The sequence below is a fragment of the Nocardioides cavernae genome, from assembly GCF_013410035.1.
Taxonomy (GTDB): domain Bacteria; phylum Actinomycetota; class Actinomycetes; order Propionibacteriales; family Nocardioidaceae; genus Nocardioides; species Nocardioides cavernae_A.
On the sequence record NZ_JACCBW010000001.1, the window covers coordinates 547,786 to 571,879 of the forward strand.

26 protein-coding genes are annotated in these 24,094 nt (G+C 73.7%); 8 read left to right on the forward strand and 18 right to left on the reverse strand.

Annotated features, from left to right (window positions below):
• Window positions 1-14: 14 nt before the first annotated feature.
• Window positions 15-563, reverse strand: coding sequence for an SRPBCC family protein (locus tag F4692_RS02680; RefSeq protein WP_179618083.1), 549 nt, complete (start codon window positions 561-563; stop codon window positions 15-17).
• Window positions 560-979 carry an ArsR/SmtB family transcription factor gene (locus F4692_RS02685; protein ID WP_179618084.1) on the reverse strand — a complete coding sequence of 140 codons (420 nt, stop codon included), beginning with the start codon at window positions 977-979 and terminating at the stop codon, window positions 560-562. Before F4692_RS02685 ends, F4692_RS02680 begins: the two co-directional genes overlap by 4 nt.
• Window positions 980-1,031: 52 nt before the next feature.
• Here F4692_RS02685 and F4692_RS02690 point away from each other — a divergent pair, with 52 nt between their 5' ends.
• Window positions 1,032-2,426: a class II fumarate hydratase gene (locus F4692_RS02690; RefSeq protein ID WP_179618085.1), complete on the forward strand. Its 1,395-nt coding sequence runs from the start codon at window positions 1,032-1,034 to the stop codon at window positions 2,424-2,426.
• Window positions 2,427-2,432: 6 nt separating this feature from the next.
• On the opposite strand, the gene F4692_RS02695 is transcribed toward F4692_RS02690, so the two are convergent.
• The 3 genes from F4692_RS02695 to F4692_RS02705 all read right to left on the reverse strand — a co-directional run bounded on the left by F4692_RS02695 (window position 2,433) and on the right by F4692_RS02705 (window position 5,823).
• On the reverse strand, window positions 2,433-3,128 hold the full coding sequence (locus F4692_RS02695) for an aggregation-promoting factor C-terminal-like domain-containing protein (RefSeq protein ID WP_179618086.1): 696 nt from the start codon (window positions 3,126-3,128) through the stop codon (window positions 2,433-2,435).
• 319 nt (window positions 3,129-3,447) lie between these two features.
• On the reverse strand, window positions 3,448-4,779 hold the full coding sequence (locus tag F4692_RS02700; protein WP_179618087.1) for a PhoH family protein: 1,332 nt from the start codon (window positions 4,777-4,779) through the stop codon (window positions 3,448-3,450).
• 219 nt (window positions 4,780-4,998) lie between these two features.
• Window positions 4,999-5,823 carry an isoprenyl transferase gene (locus F4692_RS02705; RefSeq protein ID WP_179618088.1) on the reverse strand — a complete coding sequence of 275 codons (825 nt, stop codon included), beginning with the start codon at window positions 5,821-5,823 and terminating at the stop codon, window positions 4,999-5,001.
• Between the two features lie 49 nt (window positions 5,824-5,872).
• Here F4692_RS02705 and trhA point away from each other — a divergent pair, with 49 nt between their 5' ends.
• Both trhA and F4692_RS02715 read left to right on the forward strand, forming a co-directional pair.
• Window positions 5,873-6,610, forward strand: coding sequence for a PAQR family membrane homeostasis protein TrhA (gene trhA, locus F4692_RS02710; protein ID WP_218858130.1), 738 nt, complete (start codon window positions 5,873-5,875; stop codon window positions 6,608-6,610).
• Between the two features lie 98 nt (window positions 6,611-6,708).
• A complete protein-coding gene (locus tag F4692_RS02715; RefSeq protein WP_179618089.1) occupies window positions 6,709-7,095 on the forward strand; it encodes a hypothetical protein in 387 nt (128 codons plus the stop codon).
• Here F4692_RS02715 and F4692_RS02720 read toward each other — a convergent pair.
• The 13 genes from F4692_RS02720 to F4692_RS02780 all read right to left on the reverse strand — a co-directional run bounded on the left by F4692_RS02720 (window position 7,082) and on the right by F4692_RS02780 (window position 19,687).
• Window positions 7,082-8,005: a DUF1353 domain-containing protein gene (locus tag F4692_RS02720; protein ID WP_179618090.1), complete on the reverse strand. Its 924-nt coding sequence runs from the start codon at window positions 8,003-8,005 to the stop codon at window positions 7,082-7,084. The genes F4692_RS02715 and F4692_RS02720 overlap by 14 nt on opposite strands.
• A 32-nt stretch (window positions 8,006-8,037) precedes the next feature.
• A complete protein-coding gene (locus F4692_RS02725) occupies window positions 8,038-9,306 on the reverse strand; it encodes an FAD-binding protein (protein WP_179618091.1) in 1,269 nt (422 codons plus the stop codon).
• Window positions 9,303-9,986, reverse strand: coding sequence for a polysaccharide deacetylase family protein (locus F4692_RS02730; protein ID WP_179618092.1), 684 nt, complete (start codon window positions 9,984-9,986; stop codon window positions 9,303-9,305). Before F4692_RS02730 ends, F4692_RS02725 begins: the two co-directional genes overlap by 4 nt.
• On the reverse strand, window positions 9,983-12,328 hold the full coding sequence (locus tag F4692_RS02735; RefSeq protein WP_308645128.1) for a beta-glucosidase family protein: 2,346 nt from the start codon (window positions 12,326-12,328) through the stop codon (window positions 9,983-9,985). The genes F4692_RS02730 and F4692_RS02735 overlap by 4 nt, the downstream gene beginning before the upstream one ends.
• Window positions 12,325-13,350, reverse strand: a complete 1,026-nt coding sequence (locus F4692_RS02740; protein WP_308645129.1) for a LacI family DNA-binding transcriptional regulator — start codon at window positions 13,348-13,350, stop codon at window positions 12,325-12,327. Before F4692_RS02740 ends, F4692_RS02735 begins: the two co-directional genes overlap by 4 nt.
• Before the next feature lie 8 nt (window positions 13,351-13,358).
• Window positions 13,359-14,216, reverse strand: coding sequence for a carbohydrate ABC transporter permease (locus F4692_RS02745; RefSeq protein WP_308645130.1), 858 nt, complete (start codon window positions 14,214-14,216; stop codon window positions 13,359-13,361).
• Entirely contained in the window at window positions 14,213-15,205 is a 993-nt protein-coding gene (locus tag F4692_RS02750; protein ID WP_308645131.1) for a carbohydrate ABC transporter permease, read from the reverse strand. Before F4692_RS02750 ends, F4692_RS02745 begins: the two co-directional genes overlap by 4 nt.
• A gap of 35 nt (window positions 15,206-15,240) precedes the next feature.
• Complete coding sequence (locus F4692_RS02755; protein ID WP_179618094.1) at window positions 15,241-16,521, reverse strand: ABC transporter substrate-binding protein; 1,281 nt, start codon at window positions 16,519-16,521, stop codon at window positions 15,241-15,243.
• A 140-nt stretch (window positions 16,522-16,661) separates the two neighbouring features.
• Window positions 16,662-17,291 carry a class I SAM-dependent methyltransferase gene (locus F4692_RS02760; RefSeq protein WP_179618095.1) on the reverse strand — a complete coding sequence of 210 codons (630 nt, stop codon included), beginning with the start codon at window positions 17,289-17,291 and terminating at the stop codon, window positions 16,662-16,664.
• Window positions 17,288-17,923, reverse strand: coding sequence for an HAD family hydrolase (locus F4692_RS02765; protein ID WP_179618096.1), 636 nt, complete (start codon window positions 17,921-17,923; stop codon window positions 17,288-17,290). The genes F4692_RS02760 and F4692_RS02765 overlap by 4 nt, the downstream gene beginning before the upstream one ends.
• Window positions 17,920-18,372 (reverse strand): PTS sugar transporter subunit IIA, encoded by a 453-nt coding sequence (locus tag F4692_RS02770; RefSeq protein ID WP_308645132.1) that lies wholly within the window; start codon window positions 18,370-18,372, stop codon window positions 17,920-17,922. The genes F4692_RS02765 and F4692_RS02770 overlap by 4 nt, the downstream gene beginning before the upstream one ends.
• The gene (locus F4692_RS02775) at window positions 18,369-18,602 is read right to left on the reverse strand and encodes a PTS sugar transporter subunit IIB (RefSeq protein WP_179618098.1); all 234 of its coding nucleotides are present in this window, start codon (window positions 18,600-18,602) and stop codon (window positions 18,369-18,371) included. Before F4692_RS02775 ends, F4692_RS02770 begins: the two co-directional genes overlap by 4 nt.
• A 14-nt stretch (window positions 18,603-18,616) precedes the next feature.
• Entirely contained in the window at window positions 18,617-19,687 is a 1,071-nt protein-coding gene (locus F4692_RS02780) for an SIS domain-containing protein (RefSeq protein ID WP_257029459.1), read from the reverse strand.
• 101 nt (window positions 19,688-19,788) lie between these two features.
• Here F4692_RS02780 and F4692_RS02785 point away from each other — a divergent pair, with 101 nt between their 5' ends.
• The 5 genes from F4692_RS02785 to F4692_RS02805 are packed head-to-tail and all read left to right on the forward strand — an operon-like array spanning window position 19,789 to window position 24,081.
• Entirely contained in the window at window positions 19,789-20,568 is a 780-nt protein-coding gene (locus F4692_RS02785; protein WP_179618099.1) for a GntR family transcriptional regulator, read from the forward strand.
• Window positions 20,565-21,800, forward strand: a complete 1,236-nt coding sequence (locus F4692_RS02790) for a PTS transporter subunit EIIC (protein ID WP_179618100.1) — start codon at window positions 20,565-20,567, stop codon at window positions 21,798-21,800. The genes F4692_RS02785 and F4692_RS02790 overlap by 4 nt, the downstream gene beginning before the upstream one ends.
• 2 nt (window positions 21,801-21,802) lie before the next feature.
• Window positions 21,803-22,957: an N-acetylglucosamine-6-phosphate deacetylase gene (gene nagA, locus F4692_RS02795; protein ID WP_179618996.1), complete on the forward strand. Its 1,155-nt coding sequence runs from the start codon at window positions 21,803-21,805 to the stop codon at window positions 22,955-22,957.
• A 15-nt stretch (window positions 22,958-22,972) separates the two neighbouring features.
• Window positions 22,973-23,437: an acyl-CoA thioesterase gene (locus F4692_RS02800; RefSeq protein ID WP_179618101.1), complete on the forward strand. Its 465-nt coding sequence runs from the start codon at window positions 22,973-22,975 to the stop codon at window positions 23,435-23,437.
• A gap of 23 nt (window positions 23,438-23,460) precedes the next feature.
• Window positions 23,461-24,081: a class I SAM-dependent methyltransferase gene (locus F4692_RS02805; RefSeq protein WP_179618102.1), complete on the forward strand. Its 621-nt coding sequence runs from the start codon at window positions 23,461-23,463 to the stop codon at window positions 24,079-24,081.
• Window positions 24,082-24,094: the final 13 nt, after the last annotated feature.

Here is a 24,094-nt window from a genome sequence, read left to right on the forward strand (position 1 = left end):
AACGCCGGGCGCGGTCACCCTCGGGTGAACTGCTCGCGGTAGTGGCCCGCCCCGCCCTCGTAGCGCTGCCAGGCGACCGTCTCCACCGGGTCGCCGGAGAACGTCGCGGCGAGCCGGTCGAGGTAGTACTCCCAGCCGGGCCCGACGCTGGAGACCATCTCCACCCCCAGGTCCCCCGGCGCCAGCACCTGGACGAACCGCAGCGCCGTGACGCCGTCGTGCTCGCGGAGCTCGAGCTCCATCTCCCAGTACGCCGTCTCGCCCGAGCCGTCCTCGCTGAAGGGCTGCGGGTCCCGGCCCCGGACGGCGAAGCGGTGCGGCGGCTCGCAGGCCAGCACGTCCATCTCCTCGGCCGGCACGTCCTCCCCCTCGGCGGTCATCCGGAACGACACGACGCCGGACGCCGGGTCGCCGCTCCACGTGCCGATCCAGCGCTCCATCCGCGTCGGGTCCGTGCAGGCGGCCCACACGTCCTCGACCGGGGCGCGCAGCTCGCGCTCGATCACGAGCAGGGGCGTGCCGTCGCGCTCCTCGCGGCGGCCGGTCATCGGGGTGGTGGTCATGCGGTGTCCTCCTGGGAGTGGGGCTGGGAGTGGGGTTCGGAGTGGGGCTGGGAGTGGGGTTCGGAGTGGGGGTGGGGCCGGGTCCTGGCGGCCCGGCGGTCGCGCCCGGTCCGTCGGACCTCGAGCTCGAGGCCGTCGAGCATCCGGTCCGTGACCGGCGGGGCGGCGCCGCCGAGGGCCGCGAGCAGGTCGGCCACCGGGCGCAGCCCGCCGCGCTCGAGGCGGTAGTGCCGCTCGCGCCCACGGTCCTCCGCCGAGACGAGGCCCGCCTCGGCGAGCAGGCGCAGGTGCCGGCTGATCGCCGGACGGCTGACGTCGTGCTCCGCGGTCAGGTCCACGACCCGAGCGCTGCCCCGGGCCAGCCGGGCGACGAGGTCACGGCGGAGGGGGTCGGCCAGGGCGGCGAACGGGTCCACCCGATATTGGTAACCGCTTGGTTACCTATCTGTCAAGGTCTACCGTCGACCCATGAGCGACGACACGACGCCGACCCGCACCGAGCACGACTCCATGGGCGAGGTCGAGGTGCCCCGCGACGCGCTCTGGCGCGCGCAGACCCAGCGCGCGATCGAGAACTTCCCGATCAGCGGCCTGACCCTGCAGCCACGGCACGTCCAGGCCCTCGCGCACGTCAAGGCCGCGGCGGCGACCGCCAACGCCGCGCTGGGCGTCGTGAGCGACGAGCAGGCGCGCGCGATCGTCGACGCGGCCGATGCTATCGGCGCGGGCGACCACGACGGCGAGTTCCCGATCGACGTCTTCCAGACCGGCTCGGGCACCAGCTCCAACATGAACGCCAACGAGGTGATCGCGACGCTCGCCGCGCGGGCGGGCGTCGAGGTGCACCCCAACGACGACGTCAACGCCTCGCAGAGCAGCAACGACACCTTCCCGACGAGCATCCACGTCGCGGCCACCCTCGCGGTGGTCGACGACCTGCTGCCCGCGCTCGACCGTCTCGCGACGTCGTTCGAGGCCAAGGCCACCGAGTTCGCGAACGTCGTGAAGTCGGGGCGTACGCACCTCATGGACGCCACGCCCGTCACGCTCGGCCAGGAGATGGGGGCGTACGCCGCCACGCTGCGGCTCGGCACCGAGCGCCTCGAGGCGACCCTCCCCCGCGTGCGCGAGCTGCCGCTGGGCGGCACGGCCGTCGGCACCGGCATCAACACCCCGGCGGCCTTCGCCGAACGCGCGATCGCGGCGCTCGCGGCGCGTACGGGCCAGCCCTTCACCGAGGCGCGGGACCACTTCGAGGCGCAGGGCACGCGCGACTCCCTCGTCGAGCTGTCCGGGGTGCTGCGCACCGTCGCGGTCGGGTTGACGAAGATCTGCAACGACCTGCGCTGGATGTCCTCCGGCCCGACCACCGGGCTGGCCGAGATCCACCTGCCCGACCTGCAGCCGGGGTCGAGCATCATGCCCGGCAAGGTCAACCCGGTCCTGCCCGAGGCCACGTTGATGGTCTGCGCTCGGGTCGTGGGCAACGACGCGACGATCGCCTGGGCCGGCGCCTCGGGGAGCTTCGAGCTCAACGTGATGATGCCGGTGATGGCGCACGCGCTGCTCGAGTCGATCCACCTGCTGTCGACCTCGAGCGTCCTGCTGGCCGAGCGGTGCGTCGACGGCATCACCGCCGACGAGGAGCGGATGCGGCGCTACGCCGAGTCGTCGCCGTCGGTCGTCACCCCGCTCAACGCGCACATCGGCTACGAGGCGGCCGCCAAGGTCGCCAAGCAGGCGCTCGCCGACGGCGCCACGATCCGCGAGACCGTGCTGGCGATGGGGTTCGTCGAGCGGGGCGAGCTCACCGAGGAGCAGCTCGACGCAGCCCTCGACGTGGACTCGATGACCGGCCGCTGAGCCGGATCAGTACCAGCCGTTGCCCTGCTTGAAGGACCAGGCGCTGCAGGGCGTGCCGTAGGTGCCCTGGATGTACTCCAGCCCCCACCGGATCTGCGTCTCGGCGGAGGTCATGTAGTCGGCCGGCAGGTCGTGCAGCTGGGTCAGCGCCTGCGGGATGCCGTACGCCGACGAGGTCGGGTTGTCGGCGTCGACGCGCCAGCCGGACTCGCTGACGTAGAGCGAGTCGAGGCAGGAGAACTGGTCAGAGGAGAAGCCGTAGACCGGGAGCAGGGCGCGGGCGATGTCACGCGGGTCGCCCTCGGAGAGCTTCTCGGACCTGGTCACGGCGGAGCCGCCGGACATCGCGAGCGTGGTGGCCTTGGTCGCGTCGGTGCGCCGCGCGGACCGGCTGACGGTCGTGCGGTCCTCGCGCTGCTGGACCTCCGCCGCGCTCAGCGTCGTCTCCGCGGTGGGGGACGAGGCGTCCGCCGACTCGGCGGGCTGGGAGGCCGGCGCCGTCGTGGTGGCGACGTCGGCGGAGGCCGGCGTCAGGGCGTCGGGGTCGGCGAAGAACACGCCACCGGTGACGCTCACCCCGGTGACGGCGGCGGCGATGCCGGTGAGGGCCACACCGGTGCGCAGGGCGCGACGCGGGGCGCGCGCGGCCTTGTGCTTGCCGGGGGCGCGGTGCTTCGGGACGTACTTGTCGGACTTCGACACGGGGGCTCACGGGGGTTGGCGACGGGGGTGTGCGCGCTGGGGTGGTGCGGGGGACGCGCGGCGACGGACCGAGATCACGAAACGGTCACGAGCCACCTTGCATGAGCCGCCGGGGCCCTGCAAACCGAACGGCACAACTCGTGGTGTCCCTTCCGTCACAGCTGTCACACCGGTCTCGTGCGCCCCCTACGTCACGCGGTCGTGACCACCGCCACGGCCCCACCCGCGTTGCAACGCCGAGTCGTGAGGCGTACCCACCCCGTTGCGTCGGGGTGGACACACGCCCCGACCCGGCGTCACAGCGGCCGGCGGCGAGGCCTCAGAGGGTGACGTCCTCCAGCATCTCGGTCACGAGCGCGGCGATCGGCGAGCGCTCGGAGCGGGTGAGGGTGACGTGGGCGAAGAGCGGGTGGCCCTTGAGCTTCTCGACCACGGCGACGATGCCGTCGTGGCGCCCGACGCGCAGGTTGTCGCGCTGGGCGACGTCGTGGGTGAGGACGACCTTGGAGTTGGCCCCGATGCGCGACAGGACGGTCAGCAGCACGTTGCGCTCGAGGGACTGGGCCTCGTCGACGATCACGAAGGCGTCGTGGAGCGAGCGGCCGCGGATGTGGGTCAGCGGGAGCACCTCGAGCATGCCGCGATCCATCACCTCGTCGACGACGTCGCGCGAGACCAGCGCGCCGAGGGTGTCGAAGACGGCCTGGGCCCAGGGCGACATCTTCTCGCCCTCCGAGCCCGGCAGGTAGCCGAGCTCCTGGCCGCCGACGGCGAAGAGCGGACGGAAGACGACGACCTTCTTGTGCTGGCGACGCTCCATCACCGCCTCGAGCCCGGCGCACAGCGCCATGGCCGACTTGCCGGTGCCGGCGCGGCCGCCGAGCGAGACGATGCCGACCTCCGGGTCGAGCAGCATCTCCAGCGCGACCCGCTGCTCGGCGGAGCGGCCGTGGATGCCGAAGGCGTCGCGGTCGCCGCGGACGAGGTGCACCCGCTTGTCGGCCCCCACGCGACCGAGCGCGGTGCCGCGCTCGGACAGCAGCACCAGCCCGTTGTGGCAGGGCAGGTCGCGGGCCTCGGCGAGGTCGATCACGCCGTCCTCGTAGAGCTCGTCGAGGTCCGTGGCCGGCACCTCGAGCTCGGTCATGCCGGTGTAGCCGGCCTCGGAGCTGTGGATCGTCTCCGCGCGGTACTCCTCGGCGTCGAGGCCGACCGCGGACGCCTTGATCCGCAGCGGCAGGTCCTTGCTCACGAGGGTGACGGTGTGGCCCTCGTTGGCGAGGTTGCGCGCGACCGCGAGGATCCGGGTGTCGTTGTCACCGAGCCGGAAGCCCGACGGCAGGGACTCGGGGTCGGTGTGGTTGAGCTCGACCCGCAGGGTGCCGCCCTCGCCGCCGACGGACACGGGCTGGTCGAGCCGGCCGTTGACGACCCGCAGCTCGTCGAGCGCCCGGAGGGCGGACCGGGCGAAGTAGCCGAGCTCCGGGTGGTTGCGCTTGCCCTCCAGCTCGGTGATCACGACGACGGGGAGCACGACCTCGTGCTCGGCGAAGCGCTTGATCGCCCCTGGGTCGGCCAGCAGGACGCTGGTGTCGAGGACGTACGTGCGGCGGGTGCTGCTGGCGGAGCTGGGTGAGGACTTGCTGGCCACGACTAACCCCTTGCTGCGGGTCGGCGCGCGCACTCCCCGCCCGGCCCGATGTCATTCAACGGACCGGAGAGCTCCCATCTGAGTGCCCACGGTGTGCCTCCCGGTTCGGCTGGCTTCCCCACCGGCCGATGTCGCGAAAGTACGCCCGCCGCTCCCCCGTTCCGGGGCGACACGCCCGAACGCGAGGTGACGGTTGTATGACGTGTGCGCGCCGCCGGCTCAGCCGCCGAAGCGGCGCTCGCGCTGGGCGTACGCCCGGATGGCGCGCAGGAAGTCCACGCGCCGGAAGTCGGGCCACAGGGCCTCGCAGAAGTAGAACTCGGAGTTGGCCGACTGCCACAGCAGGAAGCCGCCGAGGCGCTGCTCGCCGGAGGTCCGGATCACCAGGTCGGGGTCGGGCTGGCCCCTGGTGTAGAGGTGCTCGGCGATGTGCTCGACGTCGATGAGGTCCGCGAGCTCCTCCAGGGAGGTGCCCTTGGTGGCGTGGTCGGCAAGCAGCGCGCGGACGGCGTCGGCGATCTCGCGGCGGCCGCCGTAGCCGACGGCGACGTTGACCAGGATGCCGTCGATGTCGCGCGTGGCCTCCTCGGCCGCCTTGAGCCGCTCGGCGGTCTCTGTCGGCAGCAGGTCGAGCGCCCCGACCGGGTGGATCCGCCAGCGGCCGGCCTCGGCGAGCGACTCGACGGCGCCCTCGATGATCGTGAGCAGCCCGGTGATCTGCTCGACGGGGCGGTTGGTGAGGTTGTCGCTGGAGAGCAGCCACAGGGTGACCACCTCGACGCCGACCTCCTCGCACCAGCCCAGCAGCGGACGGATGTTGTCGGCGCCCGCCTGGTAGCCCTCGGCGGTGTTGAGGCCGACGGCCTTGGCCCAGCGCCGGTTGCCGTCGAGCATCACGCCCACGTGCTTCGGGATCTGGTCGGCGGGCAGGAACTTCACGACCCGTGACTCGTAGGCCGGGTAGAGCACCCGCCGCACCGCGTCCTTCAGCCTCGCCACCCGCCGATCGTAACGCCGGGTCCGGCCCCGCTGTGACCGAGTCATCTCCCCCGAAGGTGTGCGCGGTCGACCGGCGTGCGGGTATTTTCGGCACATGGAGACCCCGATGACCCCTCGCCACCGCGTGGAGCAGGCCGTCGAGCGCGCCGGCGAGGTCATGTCCGACAAGATGGCCGAGGTCAAGCCGAAGCTGCGCGGCTGGTTGCACGCCGCCACGGCGCCGCTCGCGCTGGCCGCCGGCATCGTCCTCGTCGCCCTGTCCCCGACGGCCTCGACCCGGATCGGGTCGGCCGCCTTCGCCCTCTCCGCGCTGCTGGTCTTCACCGTGTCCGCGATCTACCACCGCGGCACCTGGTCGCCCCGCACGTGGGCGTTCCTGCGGCGCTTCGACCACGCCAACATCTTCGTGCTGATCGCCGGCACCTACACGCCGTACGCCCTGCTCTTCCTGCACGGCACCGCGCGCACGACCCTGCTGCTGGTCGTGTGGACGGCGGCGATCGCGGGCGTGGTGTTCCGCGTGTTCTGGACCGACGCGCCCCGCTGGCTCTACACCCCGATGTACATCGCCCTCGGCTGGGCGGCGGTGTTCTTCATCCCGCAGTTCATGGAGGGCGCCGACAGGTTCAGCAGCGGAGTCGCGGTCGCGACGCTCGTGCTGGTCGCCGTCGGCGGGGTGCTCTACACGCTCGGCGGCCTCGTCTACGGGCTCAAGAAGCCCAACCCGTCGCCGCGGTGGTTCGGCTTCCACGAGGTGTTCCACTCGTTCACCGTGCTCGCCTTCGCCGCCCACTACATCGGCGTGTCGCTCGCGACGTACTCCCTGCGCTGAGCCCGTGCCGGCCGGGTGAGCCTGCTCACGATCGGAAACAACGCGGGCGCGTCGCGCGTCGTACGGGGGAAGCCCTGCCCCCGACCCCCGATCGCGTGATGCCTGACCTCGACCACGAGAACGACCGCCCGCCCCTCCTCGACCTCAGCCTCCCCCAGCTCGTCGCCGGCGCCACGGCTGCTGCGACGTCCGCGATCCTCATCAGTCGGCTCGACCTGCTCGGCACCGTCCTGGGCGCCGCCTTCGCGAGCATCGTGTCCGCGATCGTGACCGCCGGCCTCGTCGGCGGGTGGCACCGCGTCCGCACGCTGCCGAGCCGGTTCCCCCGCAACGTCAACGGCATGGTCGTGACGGCGCTCGCGCTCGCACTCGTCGTGCTCGCCTTCCGCACCGGGCTGCAGCTCACCACGCAGGACCTTCCGGCCGACTCGTTCGCCGGCCGATGGCTGGCGCAGATCGGCGGGCTCGACCTCAGCGGAGGATGACGAGGACGAACGTGACCAGCGCGCCGGCCACGACCACGGCGGCGAGCGCCCACGCCGCCGCCGGGGCCCGGCGGGCCAGCCGCTCGAGGGCCAGGTAGCTCGCACCGATCAGGGCCAGCCCGAGGGTGACGTGCAGCAGTACCGCGAGCATCACCCCGGCGATCGCCCCGGCCATCCGGAACCGCCCCCACAGCAGGCTCAGCGCGAGCGGGACGACGATGGCGCCGGAGAGCCCCCCGGCGGCCTCGGCCAGGAAGGACCGGTCGCCCATCCACGGCACGTCGAGGGCGAGCGGCCACGACTGGTCGAAGAGGTCGGCGGTCGCGCTGTAGCCGAGGTGGACGATGGCGGCGATGGTGACGCCTGCCGCGACGCGGTAGCGCCACTGCTGCGCGGGCGTCCACGGCACGGGGCGTCCCACGAGGATCGTCGCGACCGTGACCGCGCTCCACACGATCCAGCGGCGGACGACGCCGGTGCCGGTGTCGGCCATGGCGTCGCGGAAGACCCGGTCGGCCTCCACCCGGTCGACCTCGCGGCCCTCGGTGGAGACGTAGGACGTCGGGTCGTCCTTGCCGGCGACGAGGGCGTCGTGGAGCAGCGCGGCGGGCAGGTGGGCGCCGGTCTTGGGGACCAGCCAGGTGAACAGGGCCGGCACGGAGGTCAGGTCGGTGCGGAACTCCGGCGTCGCCGGCACCAGCAGCTCGCCCAGGTGGCGGTCGAGGTAGGCCAGGCGCCGCGTGAGCGCGAAGGTCTCGACGCCCTCCTCGGCGTGCCGCTCGAGGACGATGCGCATCTCCTCGGCCGGGTCGGGCGGCTCGCCGGGGTCGCCGGCGGTGGGCAGCGTGCCGCCGTCGTAGAACCTGCTGACCTGCGGCTGGACCTGCCGCATCCGCTCCCGAGCCTGCACGGTCCCAGTGTGGACCCGCGGACCGACAGCCGTCAGGACCCGAGCAGGTCGTTGCGGAAGACGCCCGCCGGGTCCAGGCGTGAGCGCAGCTCCTCGAAGGAGTCGCGGTCGTAGGCGCCTGCCCCGTCGCGCAGCGCGGGCGTGGCGGTGACCTTGCCCCAGTGCGTACGCGGCTCCCAGGGCGCGAGCGCGTCCTCGACGGCCCGCAGGGCGGGCGTCACGAGCGCGCCGTCGGGTCGCCACGTGAAGTGCGCGGCGACGGAGTCGCGGCCGCGGAACGGGCTCAGCCACAGGTCGTCGCGCGCGATCGAGCGGATCTCGTGGACGAGCAGCGCCGGGGCCACGACGTCGGCCACCCCCGCCACCGTCGCGAGCAGGTGGGGCGCCGCGTCGCGCGGCAGGAAGAGCTCGCTCTGCAGCTCGTCGCCGACGCTGGGCACGTGGGAGGCGCGGAAGTGCGGCAGGCGCTCGTGCCACGGCCCCGGGACGCCCTGCTGGGCCGACGCGGCGGCGGGGTCGACGCCCGGCACCGGATGGACCTCGCGGGTCGACGGCGCGGCGGCCGCCAGGCACGGCGCGAGGTCACGGGGGTCGTCCACGCGCTGCTTGACCCACACCGACGTCACCCGGTCGGGGTCGGCCAGGTCGGTGAAGACGCTGACGCTCGTGCCGCTCGCCAGCACGGCGGGCAGTTGCTCGGCCACCTCCGCGGCCGGCAGGTCCTCCCACACCCACTGGCGCACGTCGTAGGCGGGCTCGGTGCGCAGCCAGATGCGGGTCACGACGCCGAGGGCGCCGAGCGAGAGGACCGCCCCCGCGAAGTCGCGGTCCCCGCGCGCGATGCGGACGAGCCCGCCGTCGGCGGTGACCAGCTCGACGGCGACGACCGCGGTCGCGAGGGACCCGTTGGCGTCGCCCGACCCGTGGGTGCCGGTCGCGCAGGCGCCCGCCACGCTGATGTGCGGCAGCGAGCCGAGGTTGTGCAGCGCGCGGCCCGCCGCCTGCAGCACCGGCGCCACCTCGGCGTACGTCGACGCGCCGGGCACCACGGCGACCGGCCCGTCGGGCCCGTCCTCGACGTGGGTCACCAGCCCGAGGTCGCGCGTGCTCACGTGCAGGCCGTCGGTGTCGGCCACGGTCGAGAACGAGTGCCGCGACCCGAGCGCCCGCACCCGGTCGCCGGCGGCGGCCGCCGCGGAGACGACCTCGCGGAGCTCCTCGACGGTGCCGGGGCGGGCGACGGCGCGGGCGGAATAGGTGACGTTGCCCGCCCAGTTGGTGCGCTCGCGGTCGTCGGTCATCGCTGCTCCCCCGCCCCGCCGCGCGGCAGCGTGAACCGGTAGCCGGCGTCGAGCTTCTCCGCGACGACGAGGGCCACGGCGTCGACGGTCGTCCCGCGGTCGCCTCCCCCGTCGTGGGCGAGCACGACCGCGCCGGGCGTGATGGCGGTCCTGAGGCGGTGGGCGAGGGTGGTCACGCTGCGATCGTCGCACCCGTCCCAGTCGTGGATCACGCGGCCCAGGCCGAGCGGCTGCATCCCGAGGCGGACGGCCACCGGCCCGGTGCGCCCGAGACTGCCGTTGGGCGCTCGGAACCACGGCACCGGGGCGTACGGGTCGCCGAGGGCCTCGCGGATGATCGCGAGGTTGGCCCGCAGCAGGGCCTCGGCCTCGGCGGCCGTGGCAGCCCCCAGGTCGGCGAAGTCGGTCGAGTGGTTGGCCAGCGCGTGGCCCTCCGCGACCGTGCGGCGCAGGAGCTCCGCCCCGCCGGGTGCCCGGACGTTGTCCCCGACCACGCAGAACGTCGCGGTGACGCCGAGGTCGGCGAGGACGTCGAGCAGGCGCCCGGTCTGGCGCGGGTCCGGCCCGTCGTCGAAGGTCAGCGCCGCCACGCGCCCCGTGCCACGCGCCGTCGCGACCGGGGTCTCCGTCGGTGCGACCGCGCCGCCGGGCACGAAGGCCGCGCGCCCGGCACCGTTCACGCGGGCACGTCGGTGGTCACGACCTCGGCCTCGAGCACGCGGTCCGCGCCGACGGACCGCTCCGACCCGACGAGTGCCAGGGCGAGCACGGCCTGGTGGTCCGCGCTGGACCGGCCGACCCGCAGCTCGACCTCGCCGGGCTCGACGATGCGGGCCAGGTCGCGCCCGGTGAACGACGTGAGGTCGGCGTGCAGCCGCAGCCCGACGCGGCGCCTCGCCCCCGGCGCCAGGTCGACCCGGGCGGCGGCGATCAGGCGCTGGACCGGGCGTACGACGGACGCGGCGCGGTCGTGGAGGTAGACCTGGACGACCTCGGAGACGTCGCGGTCGGTCTCGTTGGCCAGCTCGACGCGCACCTCGGCGACCCCGTCGGTCGGCCAGGTGTCCCCCGAGAGCAGCTCGACGCCGTCCCACGTCGCGTCGGCGTAGGCGAGGCCGTGGCCGAAGGGGAACAGCGCCGTCGGGTCGATGGTCGTGACCTCGGTGCGGTGCGCGAGCGGGGACCCGAGGTAGGTGGAGGGCTGCGCGGAGCCCGCGCCGGGGAAGCTGACCGGCAGCCTGCCGGACGGGTTCGTGGTGCCGGCCAGGACCTCGGCCACCGCGGTGGCCCCCTCCTCGCCGAGGAAGAAGCCGCACACCACCGCGGCGAGGCGGTCGGCGACGGCGCTGAGGTCGTAGGGGCGGCCGGCGAGCAGCACGAGGACGACGGGCGTACCCGTCTCGAGCAGCGCGTCGAGGAGCTCGGCCTGCCGGCCCGGCAGGCGCAGGTCGGCCACGTCGCAGCCCTCCCCCGAGGTGCCGTTGCCGAACAGGCCCGCGCGGTCGCCGAGCACCGCGACGCACACGTCGGCGTCACGGGCGGCGGCCACCGCCGCCCGGAGCGCGGCCTCCGGGTCGGCCGGCTCGTCCTGGGGACGGCTCGGCACGCCGACGGCGCAGCCGCGCTCGTGCACGACGTCGTACGACGCGGCGAGCGCCTCGCGCAGCGTCGGGATCCGCAGACCGGTCTCCGTGCCGGGGTGGTGGGGCAGCACGTGCATCGGGAAGGAGTAGCAGCCGAGCATCGCCTCCCCGGTGTCGGCGTTGGGCCCGACCAGGGCGACCCGGCGGCCCGGCGCGAGCGGGAGCGTGCCGTCGTTGGCCAGTAGCACCACCGAGCGCCGCGCCATCTCCCGGGCGAGCCCACGCGCCTCGGGCGGGTCGAGGTCGACCGGCCGGACGGGCGCGGGCTGCCAGTCCGGGTCGAGGAGCCCGAGCTCGCACTTCTGCCGCAGGACACGGCGCAGGGCACGGTCGACAACCTTCTCGTCCAGCCGCCCGTCCGCGAGGGCCTCGAGCAGCGGGGCGCCGAACGCGTCGACCGTGGGGAGCTCGACGTCGATGCCGGCCTCGAGCGACAGGCGGGCGGCCTCGCCGAGGTCGGCGGCCATCCGGTGCAGGGTGTGGAGGAAGGCGACGGAGAAGTAGTCGGCGGCAACGGTGCCCTCGAAGCCGAGGATGTCGCGCAGCAGCGTGGTGAACAGCTGGGGATCGGCCGCGGCCGGGATGCCGTCGATGTCGGTGTAGGAGTTCATCACCGACCGGGCGCCTGCCCGCAGCGCCATCTCGAACGGCGGCAGCATCACGTCGTGCAGCTCACGGGTGCCCATGCCGACCGGGGCCAGGTTGCGCCCGCCGCGCGAGGCGGAGTAGCCGACGAAGTGCTTGAGCGTCGCGACGACGCCCGCCGACTGCAGGCCGCGCACGTAGGCCGCGGCCATCGTCCCGACCAGCTGGGGGTCCTCCCCCATCGTCTCCTCGACGCGGCCCCACCGCAGGTCGCGCGTCACGTCGAGCACGGGGGCGAGTCCCTGGTGGATGCCCAGCTCGGCCATCAGCGTGCCGATCTGCTCCCCCATCCGCTCCACGAGGTCGGGGTCGAAGCCTGCCGCCCAGCTGAGCGGCGTGGGGTAGATCGTCGCGCCCCAGGCGTTGAGACCGGTCAGGCACTCCTCGTGGACCTGCGCCGGCAGGGCGTACCGGTTGGCCGCGCGCACCTGCGCCTGCCGCTCGGCCAGCGTGCGCAGCCCGTCCTCGATCGCGACCGGCGCGGTGCCGAACGGGCGGGTGAGCTGGCCGAGGCCGTCGGCGATGATGTCCTCCCACGGGCGGTCGGGCCCGGACTCGTGGAGCATCGGGGCCATCTCGCCGGCACCGGCGGCGAGCAGCCACACGCCGGAGAGCTGCGCGACCTTCTCGCTCGGCGTCATCCGACCCAGGAGGTCGTCGACCCGGTCCGCGACGCCCAGGGCGGGGTCCTGCCACGGCTCGGTGGCGTCGGTCGGGTGGCGCGAGTCGGTCACGAGGATCCTCCGTGCGGTCGGGTGGAGCGCCGCAGCACCAGCTCGGTGCCCAGCGTGTGGTGCGGGTCGGCGGGCTCCCGGCCCTCGATGAGCCCGATCAGCATGGAGACGGCGTCGCGGCCCATCTCGCGGATCGGCTGCGCGACGGTGGTCAGCGGCGGCTCGGAGAGCGCGGACTCCGGGATGTTGTCGAAGCCCACCAGCGACAGGTCGCTCGGCACGTCGATGCCGAGCTCGCGGGCGACGTCGAGCACCGCCAGGGCCATCTGGTCGCTGGCGGCGAACACGGCCGACGGGCGGTCGGTCCGCTCGAGCAGCCGGTGGGCGACGTCGCGCGCCACGTCGGCCTCGAAGGCGCCCCGCACGACGAGGGACTCGTCCACCGCGACTCCGGCCTCGGCGAGGGCCTCGCGGAAGCCCTGCTCACGCAGCTGGGCCGAGACCAGGTCGGCGCGTCCGGTGACCATGCCGACGCGGGTGTGCCCGAGCTCGAGGAGGTGGCGTACGCCCGCGCGGGCGCCCTGCAGGTTGTGCGCGGTGACGGTGGGGATCGTGGTGCTGCCGGTGTGGGGGTCGATCGCGACCACCGGGCCGTCGCTGAGCACGTCGGTGATCGTCGGCGTCACGAGGACCGCACCGTCGACCAGGGTGCCCATCAGCCGCGACAGGTAGCGGCGCTCCCAGCCGACGTGCTCGTCGACCCGGCCGCCCGCGGAGTAGGCGACGAGCTCGAAGCCGGACCCGCGGATGGCGTCGGCGGCACCCTTGAGCACCTCGGTGCTGAAGGGCTCGAAGTCCGCGACGAGCACGCCGATCACGTTGGTGCGCTGGTTGCGCAGGCTGCGCGCGACCAGGCTGGTCTCGTAGCCCATCCGCTCGATCACCGAGCTGACGTGCGCGGCGGTCGCCGTCGAGATGCCGTAGCGGCCGTTGATCACCTTGGACACCGTCGACACCGAGACGCCGGCCTCCAGCGCGACCTGCTGCATCGTGACGCGTCCCGACGTGTGCACCGTCTCCACCACCCCCATCAGCCCTTCACCGCGCCCTGCAGACCGTTGACGATCCGGCCCTGGAGGGCCAGGAAGAGTATGAGTGCCGGGAGGGTCGCCACCGTGGTGAAGGCGAGCACGCCGGCGGTGTCGGCGGAGTACTGGGTGGAGTAGTCGGCGACGCCGAGCGGGAGCGTACGCATCTCGCCCTGCAGCAGGAGCAGCGGCAGCAGGTAGGAGTTCCACGACCCGACGAAGGCGAGCACACCCACGGTGATCAGCGCCGGCAGGCTCAGCGGCAGCGCGATCCGCCAGAAGACGCCGAGCCGGGACGCACCGTCGATGAGCGCGGCCTCCTCGAGCTCGCGCGGGAGCGCCATGAGGAACGGTCTCAGGATCACCACGGTGACCGGCAGCGCGAACGCCGCCTGCGGCAGGGCCACGCCCCACCACGTGTTCGAGAGCTGGAGGTCGCGGGTGATGAGCACGAAGAGCGGGATGATCGCGGTGGCGAGCGGGAAGAGCAGGCCGAGCACGAAGACCATGAAGAGCGGCTCGCGCAGCCGGAACCGGTAGCGGGCGAGGGGGTACGCCGCCATCACCCCGGCACCGACCGCGACGAGCGTCGTGAGGGCCGCCACCACCATCGAGTTCGCGGCGTAGCGCCAGAAGTCGGGGTTGGTGAGCACGGTGGTGTAGTTGTCGAGCCGCCACGGGCTGGGCAGGCCGGCGGGGTCGCTCGCGATCTGCTCGTTGGAGCGGAAGCCGTTGAGCGCGCCGTAGACGACCGGGCCCACGCTCACGGCGACCACGGCGAGCGCGACGACCGCGACGGCGGGGTCGGCGAGGCGGCCCCCGGTGCGGGCGGGCGTGGCGGGTCCGGTCACGGTGCTCACCTCGCGTCCTCGGTGTCGCGCCGGAGCACGAGCCGCTGGTAGAGCGCGGCCATGACCACGCCGATGACGAAGAGGACGACGGAGGCGGCGCCCGCGATGCCGTAGTTGCCGCGCTGGGTGCCCTGGGTGACGAGGTAGGTCGCCATGGTCGTGGTGGCGTTGGCGGGGCCTCCCCCGGTCAGCACCCAGACCATGTCGAAGAGCTGCAGCGAGCCGATCATCGACAGGAAGCACCACGTGCGGATCGTCGGTCCCAGCAGGGGCACGACGATGCGCCGCTGGGTCTGCCACCACGAGGCGCCGTCGAGCTGGGCGGCCTCGTAGACCTCCTCGGGCACGGACTGCAGGCCGGCGAGGAGCAGCAGGATCGCGAGCCCGAGGTACTTCCAGGTCAGCACCGCCATGACCGCCCACAACGCCAGCCCGGGCGTGCCGAGGAAGCCCTGGTCGGGCGGGGTCACGCCGACCCCGCCCAGCAGCCCGTCGACCACGCCGGTGTCGGGGATCATCAGCTGGAACCAGATGACGCCCGCGATGACCTCGGCCAGGACGTAGGGCACGAAGATGAGCGTGCGCACGACTCCGCGACCGCGCATCCGCCGGTTGAGCAGCAGCGCGACCGCGAGGCCGAGGGGCAGCTGGATGGCGATGCTGAGCACGACGATGACGAGGTTGTGGGTGACGGCCTGGGTGAAGACGTCGTCGGTGAGCACCCGGCGGTAGTTGTCGAGGCCGACGAAGTCGTCCATCGGGCCGAAGCCGCGCCACCGGTAGAGCGACATCCGGACGGCGGAGAGCACCGGCCACACGACGAAGAGGCCGAGCAGCACCAGGGCGGGCGACACGAACGCCACGATCTCGAGCCGCTCGCGCGCGGTCGTCCGACGCCCGCCCGGGGAGCGACCCGCCCGCACCGTGTCGGGTCGCTCCGCCGGGGCGGGGTCGCCGGCGCCCACGTCGGGCTCGGCGGTCAGGGAGGGCAGGGTCACGGTGTCGGCTTCCGGCCTGGCGCGGGGCGCGCCGCTCAGCCCTGGTCGTCGGCGGCCTGCTGCATGGCGTCGACGACGTCCTGCGGCGTGGCCTTGCCGGCGAACATGAGGGCGATGGCGTCGTTCATCGCGCCACCCACCGACTCACCGAACGCCGTGTCGAAGTAGAGCTGGACGTAGGGCGCGCTGTCGCGCACCTCGATGAGGTCGGCCAGGACCGGGTCGCTGATCGCGTCGGTCGCGCTCGGCAGCGTCGGCAGGCCCATGTCGTTCTCGGCGAACCCGCGCTGGACGTCCTCGCTGAGCAGGTAGGTGACCAGGTCGACCGCCGTGTCGGGCGCGCCCTCGGACACGGCCCAGGCGTCACCGCCGCCGAGGGCGGCGGTCGGGTCGCCGGCTCCGCCCTCGACCGCGGGGAAGGGGAACCAGCCCGTCTTGTCGCCGAGGCCCTCGCCGTCGTCGGTGAGGCCCTGCATCACGCCGGGCTCCCAATGGCCCTGCATCTCGCTCGCGACCTTGCCGGTGGCGAGCAGGCCGGACGCCGAGCTCGCGCCCTCCTGGGCCGGCGTGGCGAGGAAGCCCTTGTTGAACGGCTCGGTGGCGACGAAGTCCTGGACCACCTCGCCCGCCTCGACGAAGCACGGGTCGGCGAAGTCGAGGTCGGCGACGGCCTGGGTCAGCACGTCCTGGCTGCACGTGCGCACGGCCGCGTAGTACCAGTAGTGGGCGGCGGGCCACGTGTCGCCCGCGCCGAGGGACAGCGGCGCGATGCCCGCGGCCTTGAGGTCGTCGTTGACCTGCTCCCACTCGGACATGGTGGTCGGCGGGGTCACGCCCGCGGCCTCGAACTCGTCGCGGTTGTACCAGACGCCGACGACCCCGACGGAGAACGGCAGGGCGTACGTGCGGTCGTCGACCTGCCAGCCCGCGACGGACCCGCCGATGGCCTCGATCTCGTCGGCCGCGTCATCGGTGAGGTCGCGGGTCAGGCCGGCGTCGACGTGGGCGGCGAGCTCGCCGCCGCCCCGCTCCATGTAGACGTCGGGGAGGTCGCCGCTCTGGAACGCCGCCGCGAGGTTGTCGACCATGTCCTCGTGGGCCATCGCGGTCACCTCGACCGTGACCCCCGGGTTGGCGTCCTCGAAGTCGGCCGCGACCTTCTCGTAGAAGCCCTTGCCCGGCTCGTTGTTCGAGTTGTGCCACCACGTGATGGTGTTGTCGTCGCCGGCGGCGGTGTCGTCGCCACCGCAGGCCGCCGTGAGCGTCGCCGTGGCGCACACCAGGGCCAGTGCCGCCACTCGTGTCTGCTTCCGCATCTCGATCCCTCCCGACCCCGCCCCGTATGACGTGGATCACACCGGAGCAGCGTGCCGGAGCGCTCGGCGGCTTGTCAATCGATGTCGATAACGATTTCCACGCACCTGTCGTGGAGCGACCCCCTCGCGCCGAGGACGCCTCAGCGCGGCCGGGACGCGAGCACGAGGAGCCAGCCGCCCTCGCCGTCGACGAGGCGCGCACGCCACCCGGGGACCAGCCCGACCGCGTCGAGGAGCCCGTCGAGACCCTCCTCGGTCCACGACGACACGTGGTAGCGGTGCACCTCCCCCTGCTCCCAGCGCTCCCCCTCCCCCTCGCGCACCGAGAGCAGCGCGGCGCCGCCGGGACGCATCGCCGCGACGGCCCTGGCAAGCACGGACGGGACGACCTCGCACCCGAGGTGCTGCAGGACGAACAGGGCGAGGACCGCGTCGTACGCCGGCCACGCCTCGTCGGTGAACGGGTCGCGCGTGACGTCGAGGACCTCGGCCTGCCGCCCCCGCGCGACCTGGAGGTCGCGGAACGCCCGGGCGGCGTCGGTGCGCCGCACGCGCAGGCCGCGGGACTCCAGGAAGTCGGCGTCCCAGCCGGGGCCCGACCCGACCTCCAGCACGGTGGCGCCGGCGTGCAGGTGCGTGACGAGGCGGCCCAGCGCCTCGGCGAGGACGCCGGTCGGCGCGCCGCGGGTGTCCTCGGCGTAGTCGGCGGCGATGTCCTCGTAGGCCGCGACCGTCTCCTCGTTGGGGGTCCGGCCGCGTGGCGGGCTCATCGCACCAGGGCGAGCAGGGGCCGCAGGTCGTCGTGGACCTCGACGGCCCCGGCGTCCTCGAGCTGGTCGACGGCGTGCGTGGTCGCCACGCCCACCACCCGGCGTACGCCCGCGCCCCGCGCGGCACGCACCCCGGCCGGGGAGTCCTCGACGGCCACCGCCGACGCGGGGTCGGCGCCGAGGCGCTCGCACGCCAGGGCGTACCCGGCCGGGTGCGGCTTGCCGTCGACGACGTCGCGCGCCGTGATGACGAGGTCGACGCTGTCGAGCGGCAGGTCGAGGGCCGCGAGGGCGCGCTCGACCCAGCCGGGGCCCGCGGAGGTCACGATCGCCAGGGGCACGCCCGTCGCGCGGGCACCGACGAGCAGGTCCCGCGCCCCGGGCACGGGCGTCGGCGGCTCGTCGGGTACGAAGCCGACCACCTGTCGGGCGAGGTCGTCCGGGTCCTCGCCGGACCAGGGGCCGGGCGTGGTGGCGAAGACGTCCTGCGCGCGCCTGCCGGTGAAGACGGAGAGGTCGGGCAGCTCCCACCCACGGTGCGCGAACCACGCGACGTACGACGCGCGGTGCAGTGGCTCGGAGTCGACGAGGGTGCCGTCGAGGTCGAGCAGCAGGGCGCTGACGTCGCTCATGTGGTGAAGAGCAGGTCGCCGGCTGCGACCGTCGCGCCGAGGGCGTCGCTGGTCACGGAGCCCTTCTCGCCGTCCATGAGCACGACCGGGACGACGGGCGAGACGTCCTGCCCGCCGGCGGACGCGGGCAGGGTGGACGGGTCCCAGGTGATCATCGGGTCGCCGGCGTCGACCTCGCTCCCCTGCTCGGCCAGGACCTCGAAGCCCTCGCCCTCGAGCCGGACGGTGTTGATGCCGAGGTGGACGAGGACGCCGACGCCGTCGCCGAGGACGACGAAGGCGTGCGGCAGCACCTTGAGGACCGTGCCTGCGATCGGGGAGACGACGGTCGTGCGACCCGGGGCGGGCTCGATCGCGACGCCCGGGCCGACCATCTCCTCGGCGAAGACGGCGTCGGGCACGTCGGTCATCGCGACGACGGTGCCCGGGCAGGGCGCGAGGACCTTCACATCAGGTCCTCGATGTCGTCCGCGAGGTTGTCGGCCTCGGGTCCGACGACCACCTGGACGACGGTCCCGCTCGCCATCACCCCGTGGGCGCCCGCGGCCTTGAGGGCGGCCTGGTCGACGAGCGCACCGTCCTTGACCTCGGTCCGGAGGCGGGTGATGCATGCCTCGATCTCGACGACGTTCTCGGCGCCGCCGAGCCCGGCCAGGATCTGCTCTGCCTTGCTGCTCATGGGTGTGTCCTCTCTCAGCTGGTGAACTCGGTCTGGGTGACCTTGTTGAGCCCGCGGGGGTTGTCGGGATCGAGGCCGAGGCGTCGGGCCATCTGCTCGATCATCATCTGCGACGGCACGATGGACGCAAGGGGCTCGACGGTCTCGGGGAGGTCCGGGCCGGCGAGGTGGAGGTCGCAGCGACCGGCGAAGTCGGCGGTGCCGCCGATGCCGAGGACGCGGGCGCCGCGCTCCTGCAGGTCGCGGACCAGGTCGGCCATCGGCTCGGCGAGCGGGCCGCCGGCGGACGCGACCAGGACGGCGAGCAGCCCCTCGCTCACGACCGAGATCGGGCCGTGGCGGAGGTCGGCGTAGGAGTAGCCGCGCACCGGGCGCAGGCAGGTCTCCTCCATCTTGAGCGCGGTCTCGAGCGCCGTGCCGAGGAGCAGCCCCCGACCGGAGACGACCACGCGGTCGGCCGCAGCGAGGGCCTCGGCGGCCGGCGCGACATCCGCCTCCAGGAGCCCGGCGACGGCGTCGGGCACCCGGGCGAGGTCGTCGGCGAGCGACGGGCCGTCGGCCCATGCGTCGGCGAGGACGGCGAGGGCGACGAGCTGGGTGAGGTAGGTCTTCGTGGCAGGCACGGCGACCTCGGGACCGGCCTGCGTCACGAGCGCGACGTCTGCGGCGTCCGCGAGGGGCGAGCCGGCCACGTTGGTCACCGCGACGGTGGTCGCGCCGCAGGACCGGGCCCACTCCTGGGTCTCGACGATCTCGGCGGTCGCGCCGGACTGCGAGACCGACACGACGACCGAGTCGCCGAGATCGAGGGAGGCGCGGTAGTGCGTCGCCACGCTCGGGGCCGCGAGCGCGCCCGGGATGCCGGCGTGCACCTCGAGCAGGTAACGGCCGTAGATCGCGGCGTTGTCGCTCGACCCGCGCGCCACGAGCAGGACGCGACGCCGGCCCTCGGACAGCGCGCGCAGGCGTGGCTGCTCGGCCATGAGGTGCTCGATCGTCCGGCGCGCCGCGTCGGGCTGCTCGGCGATCTCGGCCGCCATCCGGGTGGCCGTCCGGTCGGACGTGGCGGGGGTGGTGCTGCTCATGTCGGTCCCTTGACAACGTCGGGGCGCGGGAGCCATGCTCCCAACTGGTACGTACCAGACCGTACCAATGGTTCGCCCGGACGTCGAGAGGGAGGAGTCCGATGCCCCGCAGGATCGACGACGGCCCGCGGCCGAAGCACGCGCAGCTCAGCGACGTGCTGGCCGCGCTGGCGACCGGCGAGCTCGGGCCCGACACGGCGATCCCCTCCGAACGGGACCTGATGGCGACCTACGACGTCTCCCGGGCCACGGTCCGCAAGGCGATCGACAGCCTCGTCGCCGGCGGCCTGCTCACCAGGATCCAGGGCAAGGGGACCTTCGTGGCCCGCCCGCGGGTGGAGAGCCGGCTGCACCTCGCGTCCTTCTCCGAGGACATGCGGCGCCGCGGCCTGGTGCCGTCGACGCGGCTGATGCTCGTCGACGAGGAGCGGCCCCCTGCGGAGGTCGTACGCACCCTGCGCCTCGGCGCGCGCGGCACCGCGTGGCGCATCGACCGCGTACGCCTCGCGGACGGGCAGCCCATGGCGATCGAGCAGGGGTGGTACCCGCGCTCGCTGCTCCCCGACCTCGACACCGAGGACCTCGCCGGGTCGCTCTACACGCTCTTCGCCGAGCGCTACGGGCTGGTGATCGACGGCGCCGAGCAGACGCTGTGGGGCGAGGCGGCCGAGGGCGCGACCGCCCGCCGCCTCGAGGCCCCGGTCCACACGCCCCTCCTCGTCTTCCGGCGCGTGTCCAGCGCGGCCGGGCGACCGGTCGAGCACGTCGTCTCGCGCTACCGCGGCGACCGCTACCAGGTCCACATGAGCCTCGGCGCCACCCCCGACGCCACAGGGAAGAAGAGCTCCAACAGCACCACCGGAAGGAAACGGTCCCCATGACCACAACGGACGCCGCCTCGGGCGGCACCACGAAGCGCAGGTTCAACCTCGCACCGCTCCAGAAGTTCGGGCGCAGCCTGATGCTCCCGATCGCCGCGCTGCCCGTGGCCGCACTCCTGCTGCGACTCGGCGCGCCGGACCTCACGGGTGCCGACGGGCTGGGCTGGGAGAGCATCGCCGCGGTGATCGGCGCCGCCGGCAACGCCCTGTTCGCCAACCTGCCGATCCTGTTCGCCGTCGGCATCGCGATCGGCATGGCCAAGAAGGCCGACGGCTCGACCGCGCTCGCCGCCGTCGTCGGCTACCTCGTCTTCGCATCGGTCGGGGAGGCGATGTCGCCGTACGTGCTCGACGACGGCGAGCTGGTCAACTACGGCGTGCTGGGCGGCATCGTGATGGGCCTGACCAGCGCCTTCCTCTGGCAGCGCTACCACGGGATCTCGCTGCCGCCCTACCTCGCGTTCTTCGGCGGGCGTCGCTTCGTCCCGATCATCACCGCCTTTGCCGCGATCGTGATCTCGGTGCTGATGAGCTTCGTCTACCCCGCCTTCGACGCCGGGATCACCGCGGTCGGCGAGTCCGTCACCGACAACGCCGTCCTCGGCGGGTTCATCTACGGCACCCTCAACCGGCTCCTGATCCCGCTCGGGCTGCACCACATCCTCAACAACCCGCCGTGGTTCATCTTCGGCGAGTACACCCCGCCCGGTGGCGAGCCGGTGCACGGCGACATCGCCCGGTTCCTGGCGGGTGACCCGACCGCTGGCGCGTTCATGACCGGCTTCTTCCCGATCATGATGTTCGCCCTGCCGGCGGCCGCCCTGGCCATCTGGCACGAGGCCAAGCCGGCCCACCGCAACGCCGTCGGCGGCATCATGCTCTCGGCCGCGCTGACCGCCTTCCTCACCGGTGTGACGGAGCCGCTGGAGTTCGCGTTCATGTTCGTGGCCTGGCCGCTCTTCGTCATCCACGCGCTCCTCACCGGCACCTCGATGGCGCTGGTCAACGCGATCGGCATCAAGGACGGCTTCGGCTTCTCCGCAGGGTTGTTCGACTACGTCCTCAACTTCAACATCGCGACGCAGCCCCTGCTGCTCATCCCGATCGGGCTGGGCTACGCGGCGGTCTACTACTTCCTCTTCCGGTTCGTCATCCGGAAGTGGAACCTCAAGACGCCGGGTCGCGAGGACGAGGGCGAGGAGTCGCTCGCGCAGGCCGACACGAGCGCGTGAGCATGATCCTCACCGCAGCACAGGTGGTCACCCCGGCGCGGATCCTCGCGCCGGGGTGGCTCCACCTCGACGGCGACCGCATCGTCGAGGTGGGCGAGGGCACGCCGCCGCGCGCTCCCGACCTGGACCTCGGCGACATGACCGTCTCCCCCGGCTTCGTCGACCTGCACGTGCACGGCGGCGGCGGCGCGGCGTTCGACACCGGTACGGCCGAGTCCGGCGCGGCCGTCGTCGCCGCGCACCTCTCCCACGGCACCACGTCCATCGCCGCCAGCCTGGTCACCGACACCCCCGAGCGGATGGCCGCCGCCGTCCGCGAGCTCGCCCTCCTCGTCGACGACGGCGTGCTGGCCGGTGTGCACCTCGAGGGGCCGTGGCTCAGCCCACATCGCTCGGGTGCCCACCAGCCCGGCGCGCTGACCGAGCCGGACCCCGGAGCCGTCGAGGCCCTGCTCGGGGCCGGCGACCCGTCGACCGGCTCGGGACGGCGCGGTGCGGTCCGGATGGTCACCCTCGCCCCCGAGCTCCCCGGCGGCACCGACGCCGTCCGCCTGCTCACCGACGTCGGCGTCGTGGCCGCGGTCGGCCACACCGACGCGACGTACGACCAGGCGCGCGTCGCGATCGACGCGGGCGCCCGCGTCGGCACCCACCTCTTCAACGCGATGCGCCCCCTGCACCACCGCGAGCCCGGCGCCGTCGGCGCGCTGCTCGAGTCGCCGGCCCACGTGGAGCTCATCGCCGACGGCGTGCACCTGCACCCCGCCGTCCTCCGCACGGTCTTCGCCGCCAAGCCCGGTCGCTGCATCCTCGTCACCGACGCGATGGCCGCGGCGGGCGCCCCCGACGGCGACTACCTCCTCGGTCCCATGGAGGTGGAGGTCCGCGGCGGGGTCGCCCGGCTCGCCTCCGAGGACGGTGACGGGCCGATCGCCGGCTCGACGCTGACGATGGACGCGGCCGTGCGGTACGCCGTACGCACCGCCGGCCTGCCCCTCGTCGACGTCCTCCACGCCGCCAGCACCGCTCCCGCGGCCGCGTGGGGCCTCGCCGACGTCGGCGCGCTCGCTCCCGGGCGCCGCGCGGACCTCGTCGTCCTCGACGACGGCCTCGAGGTCGTGCGGGTGATGCGCGGCGGCACCTGGGTCGGCCCGTAGGGAAGACTGCGCGCCATGGGCGAGACGTTCACCACGCGGATCCAGGCGCGCTACCGCGACATCAACCTCGCCGGTCACGTCGACAACGTGGAGGCGGTGCGGGTGCTGGACGAGGCGCGCTACGAGTTCCTGCGCTTCGCGCCGTTGCCGGGACTGCCGCCGGGTGAGAGCGGCCTGCTGCACGCCGTCGACGACGGGGTCTCCGAGCTCGTCGCCTCGCAGGCCATCGAGTACCACGCCGAGATGCGGTTCGTGCCCTACCAGCCGTTCCTCGCGACCTTGTGGGTGACGCGCATCGGCAGCACGTCCTTCGACGTGGGCGCGGAGGTCCGCGTCGACCCGGACGGCGCCCCCGCCGTCGCCTGGACCTGCGTCAACGTGCTGTGGGACCACGGCGCGCAGGCGGCCTGGCAGCTCAGCGACGCCGTGCGGTCCGACCTCGAGCGCTACCTCGGCGACCCGGTGGCCTTCCGCCGCTGAACGGCGGTCCTACCCTGAGGCGCATGGACGCACACGCCTGGGACGAGAGGTACGCCGCCAGCGACCTCGTGTGGTCGCGCGAGCCCAACCAGCTGGTCGCCGCGGAGCTCGCCGACCTGGCGCCGGGCACCGCGGTGGACCTGGCGGCCGGCGAGGGCCGCAACGCGATCTGGCTGGCCGGCCTCGGGTGGACGGCGACGGCCGTCGACTTCTCGCAGGTGGCGCTCGACAAGGGCGCCCGGCTCGCGGAGGACGCGGGCCTCGACGTCACCTGGGTGTGCGCCGACGCGACGACGTGGCAGCCACCCGCGCCGGTCGACCTCGTCGTCGTCGCCTACCTCCAGCTCCCGGCCGACGACCGGAGGCGGGCCGTCCGCGGTGCCGTCGGGATGCTGGCGCCGGGCGGGACGATGCTGCTCGTCGCCCACGACTCGACCAACCTCGTCGACGGCACGGGCGGCCCGCAGGACCCGGCGGTGCTGATGACCGCGGCCGACGTCGTCGATGACCTCACCGGCCTCGACGTGACGGTGCTGAGAGCCGAACGCGTCGCCCGAGCGGTGGGCTCGGACGACGCGCACGGCGGTCGGCAGCTGCGTACTGCCTGGGACTGCGTGGTCCGGGTGGTCAGGCGCCAGGGATAGCGCCCGACCACCC